Consider the following 14,563-nt stretch of genomic DNA (forward strand, 5'->3'; position numbering starts at 1 on the left):
TTAGTCCAGTCGTTCTTTTTTTCTGGGACGAAACCATACGGCGATTTGCAATAGGAGCAAGAACGTCAGCGCACCAGACATATCGAGTATGACGTCGCGAATGGTGGCGGTTCGTCCTCCCGTGAAATATTGATGGGTTTCATCAGCGCAGGCAAGTAGTAATGTGAGGATGCTTGCAATCCAGAACCTAGAGAAACGAGATGGCAAGGATAAGAAAATACCAGCCGCAAGCAAACCGAATAATATAAAATGGGCGCTTTTACGTAATAGAAATTCCACGAAGTGATAATACCCGCGTTCTTCTACGGAAATCGTCGTGTTCCAGTAAGGGATGGATAAAGTCGAAAGCGCTGATTCAAACGGTTTGGTAGGTAATAGATTTTGTAATGTAGGAATCAAGGATTGCTGTTCATACGTTTGACTAGAAGATACAAGTAAACTACTGACAATACACAGAATAATTATAAAAACTAAGACTTTTCTCATGTGCGTATTATAGCATAATTAATCAAAAATCCTATTTTTAAATGGGAATTCGATATTTTTCGCTATGCTTATATGCTATACTAGTAGCAAGTTTGCCGAAAAGGAGCAATATTACATTATGGAAGAAACGATCAGTTTACAGGAACTATTCTCCACATTAAGGAAGCGTTTGGGTTTGATTATAGGAACGACAGTAGCTGCAGCTGTACTTGCGGCGATTATAAGCTATTTCTTTTTAACACCTATCTATCAAGCTTCTACACAAATACTAGTCAATCAACAAAAAACGGAGCAACAATCATTTGATTCTCAAGACATTCAAACGAACTTACAACTTATCAATACATACAATGTCATTATTAAAAGTCCGGTCATCTTATCACAAGTCATAGAACAATTGGACCTAGACATAACACCAGCAGCGCTAAATGCTCAGCTTACAGTGAACAGCGAGCAAAATTCGCAAGTCGTCAATGTCACTGTACAAGATCCGGAAGCACATAAAGCGGTCGATATCGTGAATACCACTGCGGAAGTTTTCCAGAAGGAAATCGTCAATTTGATGAAGGTCGATAACGTAAACATTTTATCGCCTGCTTTCTACGCGGAAAATCCGAAACCTGTTAAGCCGAATAAAGAGCTCAATGTTGCGATCGCAGCAGTCATAGGGCTCATGATCGGAGTGGGCATTGCATTTTTACTAGAATACTTGGATACTACAGTGAAAACAGAACAAGATATTGAAGAATTGCTCGGTTTACCGGTGCTTGGGCTAGTCAGTCCAATCTCTGATAAGGAAGTTAACACGGCAACCGATGCGCCAAAGAAAGGGTCAAGTGCACATGTCAAAAAAGCGCATATTTAAAAAGAAGAAACAGCCTAAACAATCCGTTGCGCGTAAACTAGTTACGAAAACGAGTCCGAAATCAGTTGTGTCCGAGCAATTCCGTACGATACGGACGAATATCAACTTCTCCATGCCGGATCATGATCTGAAGTCTATTCTTTTCACGTCGGCAACGCCAGGGGAAGGGAAGTCTACAGCATCAGCCAACACAGCTGTAGTTTTTGCGCAAGAAGGAAAGAAAGTGCTCTTAATTGACGCGGATATGCGAAAACCGACTACGCATTATACATTTTCCCGAATGAATGCGACAGGACTATCCAACTTATTGACTCGTCAATGGGAACTCGAAGATATTATCCAGCAGACTGATACAGAAGGACTCGATCTCATCACCAGTGGACCGATCCCACCCAATCCCGCGGAACTATTAGGATCGAAGACAATGGACGTACTCATAGATAGACTGAAAGAAAAGTATGACATGATCATTTTTGATGCGCCACCGGTTTTATCCGTGACAGATGCGCAGATTTTGTCTAATAAAGCGGAAGGTACGATTCTAGTTCTGAATGCAGGCACTACGGAAAAAGAAAGTGTACTGAAAGCGAAAGAGGCATTGGTCTCTTCTCAAGCAAATATTCTAGGAACGATCTTAAATAACTTCATACTGCAGAAGGATCATTATTACTATCAGTATTATGGAAACGACGAGTGAAAGGGCCTTGTGCCTTTTCACTTTTCTTGAATAAAGCAAAGTGCTAGGAGGACATACATGATTGATATACATAGCCACCTACTGTTCGGTGTGGATGATGGCCCTGACACAATCGAAGGGACCATGCGGATGGTAGAAGAGGCAGCGTCAGAAGGAATTACACATCTAGTCGTTACACCTCATGCTTATAGCCCGCAATACCACGTGCCTGTGCAAGAAGTAGAAAGCCAAGCTCGTATGTTACGGGATATTATTCAGGCGGCAGGCATTGATCTGACTCTATCAGTTGGTCAAGAAGTTCGGCTACATGAACATATTATCGAAAATTTATTGAACAAAGAAATACTCACACTAGCAAACTCTCGTTACTTACTATTGGAGCTACCCACCCACCATGTTCCGACCTACACCATTAAAATCATCCAATCTTTACTAGAAGAAGGCATTGTGCCAATCATTGCACATCCCGAGCGCAATAAAGGGATAGCGGAGAAACCTGAACGACTAGAGCGTCTAGTACGTCACGGTGCGCTTGCACAAGTAACAGCAGGAAGTGTGGCAGGTCACTTCGGGAAAAACATCCAAAAGTTATCTATCCAGCTCATAGAAGCGAACTTGATCCATGCGTACGGTTCGGATGCGCATAACACGGATAACCGCGCATTTTTATTTAACAAAGGATTAGAAGTGCTTGGAAAGAAAGTAGATATGGATACAGTGGATATGTTGCTGCTGAATAATCAACAAATCATCCAAAATAAATTACTCACCATCTACGAACCGGAAGTTCCAGTTACTAGAAAATGGTGGAAATTAATCGGATAGGTTGGTAGTGTTAAAGATATCGATACTTTAAAATAACTATTGAGTAGGTAATAGAAACACAACCTGAAAGGAGGAGCTCCTTTGACTGTACGCAAACGAATGACCATGTTAATCGCAGCCGATTCCATTATCGTCTTATTGTCGATCTATATCGGGTACTTCATGCTTCATCCATTCACTTCGATTATCTTCAATAAAATGTTGCTAGTCAGCGCCATTACCATACAAATTGCGCATCATTTCTTTGCTTGGTATTACGGCCTGTATCGAAAAGCGTGGTCGTACGCATCTATCGGTGAACTGAAGTCCATTGTTAAAGCCGTCACATTCACCATCCTCGCAGTAGTCGTTGTTCAATTCACCCTCACACAGGATGTCTACGTCCGCGCATTGGCCATCACATGGATGTTGCACGTTCTGCTAATAGGTGGATCCCGTCTGTCTTGGCGTCTAGTGAGAGATGTAGTAGTGAGAGATAAAAGCATCGATACGAAACGCACGATGATTCTAGGAGCCGGACAAGCAGGCACGATGATCGCAAGACAAGTACTGGGGAATCCAGAATACGGTATGAAACCTGTCATTTTTGTAGATGACGACAAAATGAAGCAAGGTCTCGATATTTACGGAATGCGCGTCTATAGAGGAACAAAGAACATCCAGCAATTAGTGGATATGCATTACATAGATAAAATCATCATCGCGATTCCTTCGATGGGAAAACAGCAAATGACAGAGTTAATGAAGCGTTGTATCGAAACAGGCGTTAAAACGCAAACGATTCCACGCATCGAAGACTTGATGACAGGGAAAGTATCCGTTAAAGATATGCGTGACGTGAAAATCGAAGACCTACTCGGACGGGATGAAGTACAACTCGATATGCACGCTATTGAAAAGAAGCTGACCGGTAAAACGATCCTCATCACAGGAGCTGGCGGTTCGATTGGTTCGGAAATTTGCAGACAAGTAGTGGAGTTCCGACCGAAGAAGTTGATACTACTCGGTCATGGGGAAAACTCGATCTATACTATAGACATGGAACTGCGTCAAAAAGTTTCAGCAGAAACAGAAATCTGTCCAGTGATCGCAGATGTGCAAGATCGTACGCGCATATTTGACTTAATGAGCGAACTGAAGCCGGATGTGATCTACCATGCGGCAGCACATAAACACGTACCGCTTATGGAAGGCAACCCGATGGAAGCCGTCAAAAATAACATCTTCGGTACAAAAAACGTAGCAGAAGCCGCTAGATTCTTTGGCGTTAAGCACTTCGTTCTCGTATCGACAGACAAAGCAGTCAACCCACCGAACATCATGGGGGCGACGAAGCGCTTCGCTGAAATGATTGTGCAAAATTTAGCAAAAGACAGCGACACGAAATTTGCAGCGGTACGATTCGGAAACGTCTTAGGTTCACGGGGCAGTGTGGTGCCGTTATTCAAGCAACAAATTGCCAAAGGCGGACCCGTCACGATTACCGATCCAGAAATGACCAGATACTTCATGACGATTCCAGAAGCATCACGCCTAGTCATTCAAGCCGGAACGCTTGCGCAAGGCGGCGAAGTGTTTGTTCTCGATATGGGTGAGCCGGTCAAGATTGTCGATTTAGCGAAGAACTTGATCAAGCTGTCTGGATATGAAGAAGATGAAATCGAAATCAACTACTCAGGCATTCGCCCAGGTGAGAAGTTATACGAAGAATTGTTGAATGAAAACGAACGTCAGAGTGAACATGTATTTCCAAAGATTTATATTGGAAAAGCTACACCGATTTCGGAGACGGAGCAGTTGTATGTGTTGGATAAGTTGCCTGGTATGAGTGATGGAGAGTTGAAGGAAACACTTGTTGGGTTGGCGAATCGGAAGTTCGTGGAGGCGCCGAAGGAAAAAACAAGTTCACTATAAATATGAATGGACATAGTAGTTTTCTTAAGGAGTTGTTGAGTATGTTTTTCGTATTTAAAAGAGGTATAGATATAATACTTTCTTCTATAGGATTAATAATTTTATCACCTGTATTCTTGATTATAATTATAGCGATAAAATTAGATTCTAAAGGGCCGGTATTTTTCAAACAAAAACGTGTAGGGATTAATAAATCTCATTTCAATATATTGAAGTTTCGTACAATGAGAATTGATACACCGAAGGACAAACCCACTCATTTATTGGCAGATGCAGATCAGTATATTACTAAGGTGGGAAGTTTTCTTAGAAAAACGTCACTAGATGAACTACCACAGATTTGGAATATACTTGTTGGAGAGATGAGTATTATTGGTCCGAGACCTGCATTGTGGAATCAATATGATTTAGTAGCTGAACGAGATTTGTATGGTGCAAATGATGTCCCACCTGGACTTACTGGATTAGCACAAATCAGTGGGAGAGATGAACTGTCTATAGAAGTTAAAGCGAAATTAGATGGAGAGTATGTAGAAAATATTAATGGATGGATGGACACGAAATGCTTTTTGGGGACTATTATTAGTGTTACAAAACGAGACGGTGTTCTTGAAGGCGGCATTGGAACTACAGCGAGAGAAGAAATCGCTTGTAGTAAGGAGAATGAGGTGAAATGATAAAAATATTAATAACCGGTAAAAATAGCTACGTAGGTACAAGTCTAGAAAGTTGGCTTGAAAAATTTGATGATAATTATTCAATAGAGTCGATCAGTTTAAGAGATGACTCGTGGAAGAGTAAAGATTTTTCTGATTACGATGTTGTGATTCATGTTGCTGGGATAGCGCATATAAAAGAAACGAGTGAAAATGCAGATATTTATTATAGAGTGAACCGTGACTTGGCATACGAGGTTGCACAAAAAGCTAAGTGCGGAAATGTAAAGCAATTTATATTCTTTAGTTCTATGAGTGTTTATGGAATAAACACAGGTATTATAAATAAAGATTCTCTTCCAAAACCCAATAGTAATTACGGAAAGTCTAAGCTAGAGGCAGAAAAATTAATACTACCTATGGCTGATGAGAATTTTAAAATTGCGATCATTCGACCACCAATGATTTATGGAAAGCATTGTAAAGGTAATTATGTGAGATTATCTAGAATTGCCACCCAAACATTAGTATTTCCATATATAGAAAACAAACGTAGTATGATTTATATTGACAATTTATGTGAATTTATTAGAAAAATAATTGAAAATAATAGTGATGGATTGTATTTTCCACAGAATCTGGAATATGTATGTACTTCAGATTTAGTAAAGGAAATTTCGGAAAGACACGAAAAAAAGTTATTCTTGACGAAGATATTTAATCCTGTATTTAAGCTTTGCAACTTAAATATCTTTAAAAAGGTGTTTGGTGATTTATTATATGAAAAGTCAATGTCTAGTCATTTAAATTTTGAGTATACATTAGTTAACTTTAAAGATTCAGTAAAGGCAACGGAGGAGTGAGGATGAAAACAGTTCTGATACTCAGTAATCATCATTTATATACATACAATTTGAGAAAAGAAATAATTCAAAGACTGATCGATTCTAATTATAAGGTAGTAATCGCACTTCCATATGGTGAGAAAGTTGAGCTGCTGAAAGAGATGGGATGCGAATTTATAGATATATTGGTAGATAGAAGAGGAACTAACCCAATATCCGATTTTAAGTTATTTCTATTTTATAGAAAAATAATTAAACAGATTAAACCAGATGTTGTTTTAACATACACAATAAAGCCTAACGTGTACGGTGGCATGGCTTGTAGTATGACAAAAACGCCTTACATTACAAATGTAACGGGATTAGGCACGTCAGTTCAAGATAATGGACTAATGCAAAATGTAGCATTGCAACTCTACAGAATAGGGCTAACACAATCATCTTGTATTTTATTTCAAAATAATACTAATCAAATGTTTTTCCGTGAGAAAAATATAATTAAGGGAGAAACGAAATTGATTCCGGGATCAGGAGTTAATCTAAAATTACATAAATATGAGGAATACCCAGTATTTGATAATGAGATTCGACTTCTTTTTATTGGGCGTATTATGAAAGCGAAAGGTATAGAGGAATTATTAGAAGCCGCAATGATAGTGAAGAGACAACACTCTAATGTTCAATTTGATTTGATAGGTTCTATGGAAGAAGATTACGAACAAGAAATTCAGGAACTCGAAAAGGAAGGTATTGTTAAGTATTATGGACAACAGACTGATGTACATTCCTTTATTAAGAACTCTCATGCCACGGTTCTTCCTTCTTATCATGAGGGCTTAGCTAATGTGCTATTGGAATCGGCATCATCTGGAAGACCAATTTTGGCATCTAAAGTACCGGGGTGTATTGAGACATTTGAGGATGGGATAACCGGCTTTGGATTTGAGGTTAAGAATGTCGACAGCTTAGTTGCTGCAATCAATGAGTTTTTAAATTTGTCTTATCCACAAAAGAAAGAAATGGGTTATAAAGGTAGATTAAAAGTGGAGAAAGAATTTGATAGAGAACTAGTCATAGATACATACCTCAAAGAAATCAATAGAGTTACAAGTGCGAGTAAGGAGAGTTATAAATGAATATGTATGAGAAGGTTAAGAATAAAGAAGAAAAGATTTCATTAGTAGGTCTAGGATATGTGGGAATGCCGATTGCAGTAGCTTTTGCAAAGAAAGTAAATGTGGTTGGATTTGATATTAGCAAAGAGAAGATAGAACTTTATAGAAATGGTATAGATCCAACAAAAGAAGTTGGCGATGCAGTGATCCAAAATACTACTGTAGAATTTTCATCTGATGAGACAAGCCTTAAAAACGCAAAGTTTCATATTGTGGCTGTACCAACACCCGTCAAAGGAGATCGGACGCCAGATTTAACGCCATTGAAATCTGCAAGTACAACACTAGGAAGAAACCTAACAAAAGGCTCAATAGTAGTTTTTGAATCTACTGTATATCCTGGTGTAACAGAAGAAATTTGTGTTCCAATCTTGGAAAGAGAATCGGGTTTAAAGTGTGGACCAGATTTCAAGGTTGGGTATTCACCTGAAAGAATCAATCCAGGTGACAAAGTACATACATTAGAAAATATTATTAAAGTTGTCGCAGGTCAAGATGAAGAAGTATTAGATGTAATAGCAAAGGTATATGAGCTTGTAGTGGACGCAGGGGTATTTAAAGCGGCAAGTATTAAAGTAGCTGAAGCGGCAAAAGTAATTGAAAATTCTCAACGAGATATCAATATTGCATTTATGAATGAGCTTTCTATTATTTTTAACAAACTAGAAATAGATACAAAAGCCGTACTGGAAGCTGCAAGTACAAAGTGGAATTTCCTTAACTTCTCTCCAGGGCTAGTGGGAGGACATTGTATAGGTGTCGATCCATATTATTTAACGTATAAAGCGGAGCAGATGGGATATCATTCCCAAATCATTCTTTCAGGTAGAAAGATAAATGACAATATGGGGAAGTATGTGGCGGAGAACATAGTTAAGAAGATGATCAAAGCTAATAAGCAAATAAACGGTGCAAAAGTTGCTATATTTGGTATCACTTTTAAAGAGAATTGCCCGGATGTTAGAAATACAAAAGTGGTTGATGTAATTAAGGAGCTTCAAGAGTATGGTATTGAAGTCAAGATTGTAGATCCTGTTGCAGATGAAGAAGATTTAATTGCAATGTACGATATTGAGCTTTCCAAATCTGAAGAAGTTGAAGATATGGATGCAGTTATTTTTGCAGTGACGCATGAGGAATTTAAGAGCATTACATTAGAGGATGTTAAACATATGTTTAAAGGGCCTGAAGAGCTTGTATTAGCAGATTTAAAAGGTATTTTTGATAGAGAGCAAGCAAAGAATTCAGGGTTTAATTATTGGGGGCTATAAGAATGGGTTATGAAGATGTGAAATTCCCAAAAGGAAGTAAGTTTTTAGTAACAGGATCGGCAGGATTTATCGGTTCTAATTTAGTGGAAGCTATACTTAAGTTAGGATATCAAGTTAGGGGATTAGATGATTTTTCAACTGGTAAAAAGAAAAATGTAGAAGAGTTTTTAGATGATCCTAATTACGAGTTTATCGAAGGTGATATTCGTAATTTTGAAACATGTATGGAGGCATGTAATGGAGTCGATTATGTTCTAAATCAAGCTGCTTGGGGAAGTGTTCCAAGAAGTATTGAGATGCCTCAGTTTTATGAAGAAGTAAATGTTAAAGGCACTTTAAATATGATGGAAGCTGCTAGACAAAATGGGGTTAAGAAGTTTGTATATGCTTCAAGTTCGTCAGTATATGGAGATGAGCCTAATCTACCTAAGAAAGAGGGGAGAGAAGGAAATGTCTTATCCCCGTATTCTTTAACTAAAAAGGTTAATGAGGAGTATGGTAGGCTTTATAGTGAATTATATGGTCTTGATACGTATGGATTACGCTATTTTAATGTATTTGGTAGAAGGCAAAATCCTGATGGAGCATATGCCGCAGTTATTCCGAAATTTATTAAACAACTACTCGATGATGAACAGCCCAAAATAAATGGTGATGGAAAGCAAAGTCGAGATTTCACTTATATTGAAAATGTTATTGAAGCTAATTTAAAAGCTTGCAACGCTTCTACTGAAGTGGCAGGTGAAGCCTACAATATAGCTTACGGTGGAAGAGAGTTTTTAATTGATATTTACGCAGAATTATCACATGCATTAAAAAAAGACATCCAACCCATTTTTGGACCTGTTAGGCAAGGTGATATTAAGCATAGTAATGCTGATATTACTAAGGCTAGGGAGTTGTTAAAATACAATCCTCAGTGGAATTTCGAACGGGGGATTGTAGAAGCACTTGATTGGTATAAAAAAAACTTAGGGTGATTTTATGACTAGAGGAAGAGATAAATTTAATAGATATAAGTCTATTATCTTAATACTTACAAATGTTTGTAGCATATTTCCAAAGAGCATAAGAATAAAGTTATTTGAATCATTTAGGATGACGCAAGGAAATAAAGGTTTACTCATAAGATATGTCCTATTTAAATCTATATCTGAAAAGTGTGGAGATAATGTTTCGATTCATCCTCAAGTATATATATTCAATGCAAGAGAACTATCTGTTGGAGACAATGTGAGTATACATCCAATGTGTTATATAGATGCAACTGGTCGAATACAAATTGGTAGTGATGTATCAATAGCTCACGGTACTACTATAATGTCTACAAATCATCAATATAGTGATGTGAATTTACCTATTAAAGACCAACCGATAGATCTAATCAATACTCAGATTGATGATGACGTTTGGGTAGGGGCAAAAGTCACGATACTAGCAGGAATCAAGGTGGAAAGTGGAAGTGTTCTTGCAGCTGGAGCGGTTATTACTAAAGATGTGTCAAAACACACTATTGTTGGTGGAGTGCCAGCTATTGAAATAAAAAATAGAGGCGTATAGAATTTTTAGAAGTGCAAGATTAGAATAACTTAATACGTTTAAGTACGGGGGAAGTCCATGAGTAAAATTGTTGTATTAACACCAACTTTCAATAGAGAAAAAGAATTATTTAAGTTATATGATAGTTTGAAGAAACAAAAAAACAAAGAATTTGAATGGTTAATAATAGATGATGGAAGTACCGATTCTACAAGTGATGTTGTAAACTCTTTTATTGATGAAGATATGATCCGAATCAAGTACATTTATCAACCGAATGGTGGAAAAGCTAGAGCTCTAAATAAAGGATTCGAATATTGTGAATCTGCGATTGTTTTCATGGTGGTAGATAGCGATGACTACTTATTAGTGACGGCTATAGAGACATTGTCTGAGTATATAAAAAAATATAAAGGCAATGAAAGTATTGGTGGATTCTTCTTTTACTATCATACTCAGAAAGGTGAAATCTTGAAAACAAGTGGGAAGTTAATATCTAAAGATAAGATATTAACACGTTATCAATATAATAATAAATACAAGCAAAATGATGGTTGTGTGTGTTATTTAGGAAGTGCTGTAAAAAAGTATAGATATCCTGAATTTGATAATGAAAACTATGTAGGACCGACAGTGATTCAATTAGAGATGTCAGATCGATATAAGTTTGTATTTTCACCTAAAATAGTTGGAGTTGCAGAGTATTTAGAAGGTGGATTATCGAAAAGAGGTCGAAAATTACGATTGAAAAACCCATTGGGTATGCTTTACTACTCAAAATTGATAATGAACTCAAAGTCTAAATTAACGGTAAGATTAAAAAACTCATTATTAATATGGCCTTATGCTAAGCTAGCAAAAAAAAACTATGTTGAAATTATAAGATGTTTTAAAATGCCAATTATTTTATCGTTAACTTATTTTCCAGGGAAGTTACTGCATTATACTTGGATTAGAAAATATAACAAGCACCGTTCCCTTTAATATTAAAGTTTAATTTGAAGGATATAGCTTTTGTATATAAATAATGTAGTGATTCTCCTTAAGGAGTTGTAATATGAATAAAAAAAAGGTTAAATTAATATCTTTACAAATGGTTATAGTGTTACTTTTAATCATGATTTTAATGTTAATTCATATCAACATAAATTATGTGACAGAGAACACATTATTTCTAATCTGCTGGATTAGTTTTCTATCATTTGTAATACAAATAAGATTACTTAAAACCATTCTAGGAACATATATAAATCCCGTAGTACTATTCAGCATATTTCTTTATATGTTTTCAAGTGGACAAGTAGTCTTGTATGCTTTTTCTGTAGATATCGGTGACTTTAATATTTTTAATAGACTTGAAAACGATGTTTTATATCATGGAATAGTATACGTGATGCTAGCTTATGCTATTTATCAAGTAGGAGTATTATTGGCAATAGAATCAAAAAATGTCTATATTGAATTTACAACAAAGACACAAAAAGAAGATAACTATCCTGTTTTTCTTTCTGGACTTATATTTTTCACAATAGGATTCTTTCCTTATTTAATTAATATTCTAAATTCCTTAGTTGTTGTTTTAACTTCAGGTTATAGTGCATATTATCGAGATGGTGTTCGTTTAAATAATAGCTTTATTGGTTTGGGATATTACATTTTCACTGGATTAATATTTATTGTTGTCGGTGGTCAAAAAAAGTATAAAAAGTGGGCTGTTTACTTTATTATATTACTTTCTGTTCTTAAGTTAATGTCGGGAGATCGTGGGGATGCAATTGTATTTATTTTCACGGCATATATGTTATATAACTATTTCATTAAAAAAAGCAATCCAAGTATATTAAAGACTACGCTTGTATTAATTTTGTCTATGTCTATTGTCCCTATTATAGGTGCTCTAAGGCACTCAGCTACTAACCAAGCTACCCCTGATATTTGGACAATAATACATGAAAATAATATTGTTATTAGTACGTTTAGCAACTTAGGAGGTACATTCTGGCCTTTAGGAAAAATTATTGAAATCTTCCCTATGTATCATGAATATTTATGGGGTGGAACTTATATGATCTCGATATTACTATTAATTCCCAGCTTCTTGAGGATTGGCTACTTGTCTGAAGTTGATAAGATATATAGTAGTCCTGCTGGATGGTTAATGGAATATCTAAATATGACATATGGACCTGGTTTTACACCATTTGCAGAGTCATATATGAACTTTGGTTGGGTAGGAATTCTTTTCATGGGTGCTTTTGGATTTTTAGTTTCAAAAACACTGTGTATAAAAGTGAAAAATAATAAGGATGTACCACTAATGCTAGGTCTGAGCATATTAAGTTTCATGTTTTTTGCTCTCGCTACAAGAAGTTCATTTAACTACATTATAGCTTATTTTACGAGATACGTTTTAATACCATTTATAATTATTAAATTGATTGAAACTCGGATGAAAAAGAGATAAATATATTGACTTTAAAAACTAGTAATAAGTTCTCTGATTCTTCAACTTTATTTCATAGTTATTTACAAGAATGGAATTGAAAACTGATAATTGTTTTATTTAAGTCTAGTAGACTGTATAATTCTTAAAGCTAATTATCATATAATTTGGCATTCGGTTATGCTATTCAATTGTTTTTAAATAATAAGTACAGGTGTGATATTATGAAAAAAAAAATAATATTTATTATTAGTAATTTAAATATAGGCGGACCTCAAAAAAGTCTATTAGCATTACTTGATAACTTTAACTATGATCTATTTGATGTCACTGTTTATGTGCTTCAAAACGATGGGGAATTAAAGAACTACTACAATAGAAATGTGGAATTTATACAAGTCGACGACTTAGTACTTGCAGCGACTATACCTAGTAATAACATATTAAAAAGTTTTAAGACATTTATTAATGAAAGGAAATTCGGAATGCTCTTTGATTCATTCTTAGCAATATTTAATAATATTATTTTAAGAAAAAACATGAATCAAGAGAGACAAAAATTTTGGAGAAAACACAAGAAGAATTTACCTAAAATCGATCGTGATTTTGATATGGCGTTCGGAATATTAGGCTTATCAACTTATGTGGCTTTAGATTTAGTTAGATCTAAAAAAAAGTATCATTGGATAAGAAGTGATACAAGGATATTAAATAGAGATATTGAAATAGATGGTGAGTATTACCAAAAGATAGATGGTTGTATTTCGGTATCTCATGAATGCGCAAAAATATTTGAAGAAGTATATCCTTTTATGAAAAATAAAGTAAAGGTTTTGTATAACGAAATTCCATTGTCATTCTATAGAACTTTAGACTTTGATAAAAAATTGATGAAAACAGAAAAAAAATGTATTAAAATCATATCAGTGACTAGATTAGATCCATTGAAAGGTATTGAAATGGCTATCGAGGCGTGTAAAATATTACTGAGAAAAGGCTATGATATTAAATGGTTTATTTTAGGTGATGGCAGTCACAGACAAGAAATTGAAAAAGAGATTCTAAATAATGGTATTGAAGATTCTTTCATTTTGCTTGGTTTTCAATTAAATACTCTCTCGTTTATTAATGAAGCTGATATCTTTGTACATCCTTCGAGAACGGAAGGAAAATCTAATGCAGTTGATGAGGCAAAGTTTGTAGCGAAACCGATAGTCGTCACAAATTATGACACAGTTGGCGAGCAAATAGAAAATAACGTTACAGGATTAATATCTGGCATGAGTGGAGAAGAAGTTGCAGAAACAATTGAAAGTATTATAGTAAGTAAAGAATTAAGGGAAAAGCTAATAAATAATTGCGTTTTAAATCAACAACAATCCACAGATATTAATGCATTCTTCGAAACCGAGCTAATTTAAGGAGAAATCGATTAGCATGATATCTAGATTACTTAATAATGATTACTCATTAAATCTAATTAATAAAATTTATACTATATTTACAGGATTAATATCTTCTATATTTCTAACACGCTATCTTGGTATCGTGTACAGAGGTGATTTCGCGTATATCACCCAGGTTGTGCTAATAATTACTATTGTTCTAAATTTAGGTATTCATCAGTCATACTCTTTCTTTTATAGAAAAAACATAACGACTATATTTAATAAATACTTAAATTTATATACAATGCAATTTATTATTCATATATTAATTAGTATTCTACTGGGTTTTATAACGGCTGTAGAAATTATAGAAGCCATTCAATCCATCAATCGTAAATTAACAGCATTTGTCTGTACATCAGGAACAGGTGGTACGGTAACAGGTACAGGTGAATCATT

General features: G+C 35.4%; 14 protein-coding genes and 1 pseudogene. 14 read left to right on the plus strand and 1 reads right to left on the minus strand.

Going from position 1 to position 14,563, the window contains the following annotated elements; translation table 11 throughout:
- A complete protein-coding gene (locus CSV77_RS15095) occupies window positions 1–486 on the minus strand; it encodes a VanZ family protein (protein WP_099674052.1) in 486 nt (161 codons plus the stop codon).
- Between the two features lie 118 nt (window positions 487–604).
- Between CSV77_RS15095 and CSV77_RS15100 the strand changes: the two genes are divergently transcribed.
- The 14 genes and pseudogenes from CSV77_RS15100 to CSV77_RS17170 all read left to right on the plus strand — a co-directional run.
- A complete protein-coding gene (locus CSV77_RS15100) occupies window positions 605–1,351 on the plus strand; it encodes a YveK family protein (protein ID WP_099674053.1) in 747 nt (248 codons plus the stop codon).
- Entirely contained in the window at window positions 1,329–2,048 is a 720-nt protein-coding gene (locus CSV77_RS15105; RefSeq protein WP_158232085.1) for a CpsD/CapB family tyrosine-protein kinase, read from the plus strand. Before CSV77_RS15100 ends, CSV77_RS15105 begins: the two co-directional genes overlap by 23 nt.
- 57 nt (window positions 2,049–2,105) lie before the next feature.
- Window positions 2,106–2,873: a tyrosine-protein phosphatase gene (locus CSV77_RS15110; RefSeq protein ID WP_099674054.1), complete on the plus strand. Its 768-nt coding sequence runs from the start codon at window positions 2,106–2,108 to the stop codon at window positions 2,871–2,873.
- Between the two features lie 81 nt (window positions 2,874–2,954).
- Complete coding sequence (locus tag CSV77_RS15115; RefSeq protein WP_099674055.1) at window positions 2,955–4,787, plus strand: polysaccharide biosynthesis protein; 1,833 nt, start codon at window positions 2,955–2,957, stop codon at window positions 4,785–4,787.
- Window positions 4,788–4,828: 41 nt separating this feature from the next.
- On the plus strand, window positions 4,829–5,464 hold the full coding sequence (locus CSV77_RS15120; RefSeq protein ID WP_099674056.1) for a sugar transferase: 636 nt from the start codon (window positions 4,829–4,831) through the stop codon (window positions 5,462–5,464).
- On the plus strand, window positions 5,461–6,306 hold the full coding sequence (locus CSV77_RS15125; protein ID WP_099674057.1) for an NAD-dependent epimerase/dehydratase family protein: 846 nt from the start codon (window positions 5,461–5,463) through the stop codon (window positions 6,304–6,306). Before CSV77_RS15120 ends, CSV77_RS15125 begins: the two co-directional genes overlap by 4 nt.
- Window positions 6,307–6,308: 2 nt before the next feature.
- Complete coding sequence (locus tag CSV77_RS15130) at window positions 6,309–7,424, plus strand: glycosyltransferase family 4 protein (RefSeq protein WP_099674058.1); 1,116 nt, start codon at window positions 6,309–6,311, stop codon at window positions 7,422–7,424.
- A complete protein-coding gene (locus CSV77_RS15135) occupies window positions 7,421–8,734 on the plus strand; it encodes a nucleotide sugar dehydrogenase (RefSeq protein WP_099674059.1) in 1,314 nt (437 codons plus the stop codon). The genes CSV77_RS15130 and CSV77_RS15135 overlap by 4 nt, the downstream gene beginning before the upstream one ends.
- A gap of 2 nt (window positions 8,735–8,736) precedes the next feature.
- A complete protein-coding gene (locus CSV77_RS15140) occupies window positions 8,737–9,714 on the plus strand; it encodes an SDR family oxidoreductase (RefSeq protein ID WP_099674060.1) in 978 nt (325 codons plus the stop codon).
- A gap of 4 nt (window positions 9,715–9,718) precedes the next feature.
- A complete protein-coding gene (locus CSV77_RS15145) occupies window positions 9,719–10,294 on the plus strand; it encodes an acyltransferase (protein WP_233212274.1) in 576 nt (191 codons plus the stop codon).
- Between the two features lie 57 nt (window positions 10,295–10,351).
- The gene (locus tag CSV77_RS15150; protein WP_099674061.1) at window positions 10,352–11,257 is read left to right on the plus strand and encodes a glycosyltransferase family 2 protein; all 906 of its coding nucleotides are present in this window, start codon (window positions 10,352–10,354) and stop codon (window positions 11,255–11,257) included.
- Between the two features lie 73 nt (window positions 11,258–11,330).
- Complete coding sequence (gene wzy / locus CSV77_RS15155; protein WP_099674062.1) at window positions 11,331–12,737, plus strand: O-antigen polysaccharide polymerase Wzy; 1,407 nt, start codon at window positions 11,331–11,333, stop codon at window positions 12,735–12,737.
- A gap of 203 nt (window positions 12,738–12,940) precedes the next feature.
- Window positions 12,941–14,137 (plus strand): glycosyltransferase, encoded by a 1,197-nt coding sequence (locus CSV77_RS15160; RefSeq protein ID WP_099674063.1) that lies wholly within the window; start codon window positions 12,941–12,943, stop codon window positions 14,135–14,137.
- Between the two features lie 16 nt (window positions 14,138–14,153).
- A pseudogene (locus tag CSV77_RS17170) lies at window positions 14,154–14,563 on the plus strand (hypothetical protein); the annotation flags it as partial.

It is taken from the genome of Sporosarcina sp. P16b (genome assembly GCF_002743065.1).
GTDB lineage: Bacteria > Bacillota > Bacilli > Bacillales_A > Planococcaceae > Sporosarcina.

What these genes read in the sequence shown, in the direction of transcription:
- CSV77_RS15160 (WP_099674063.1), top strand. Translation starts at nt 12,941, where the DNA reads ATGAAAAAAAAAATAATATTTATTATTAGTAATTTAAATATAGGCGGA.
- CSV77_RS15145 (WP_233212274.1), top strand. Translation starts at nt 9,719, where the DNA reads ATGACTAGAGGAAGAGATAAATTTAATAGATATAAGTCTATTATCTTA.
- CSV77_RS15095 (WP_099674052.1), bottom strand. Translation starts at nt 486, where the DNA reads ATGAGAAAAGTCTTAGTTTTTATAATTATTCTGTGTATTGTCAGTAGT.
- CSV77_RS15130 (WP_099674058.1), top strand. Translation starts at nt 6,309, where the DNA reads ATGAAAACAGTTCTGATACTCAGTAATCATCATTTATATACATACAAT.
- CSV77_RS15125 (WP_099674057.1), top strand. Translation starts at nt 5,461, where the DNA reads ATGATAAAAATATTAATAACCGGTAAAAATAGCTACGTAGGTACAAGT.
- CSV77_RS15150 (WP_099674061.1), top strand. Translation starts at nt 10,352, where the DNA reads ATGAGTAAAATTGTTGTATTAACACCAACTTTCAATAGAGAAAAAGAA.
- CSV77_RS15105 (WP_158232085.1), top strand. Translation starts at nt 1,329, where the DNA reads ATGTCAAAAAAGCGCATATTTAAAAAGAAGAAACAGCCTAAACAATCC.
- CSV77_RS15140 (WP_099674060.1), top strand. Translation starts at nt 8,737, where the DNA reads ATGGGTTATGAAGATGTGAAATTCCCAAAAGGAAGTAAGTTTTTAGTA.
- CSV77_RS15110 (WP_099674054.1), top strand. Translation starts at nt 2,106, where the DNA reads ATGATTGATATACATAGCCACCTACTGTTCGGTGTGGATGATGGCCCT.
- CSV77_RS15120 (WP_099674056.1), top strand. Translation starts at nt 4,829, where the DNA reads ATGTTTTTCGTATTTAAAAGAGGTATAGATATAATACTTTCTTCTATA.
- CSV77_RS15100 (WP_099674053.1), top strand. Translation starts at nt 605, where the DNA reads ATGGAAGAAACGATCAGTTTACAGGAACTATTCTCCACATTAAGGAAG.
- CSV77_RS15135 (WP_099674059.1), top strand. Translation starts at nt 7,421, where the DNA reads ATGAATATGTATGAGAAGGTTAAGAATAAAGAAGAAAAGATTTCATTA.
- wzy (WP_099674062.1), top strand. Translation starts at nt 11,331, where the DNA reads ATGAATAAAAAAAAGGTTAAATTAATATCTTTACAAATGGTTATAGTG.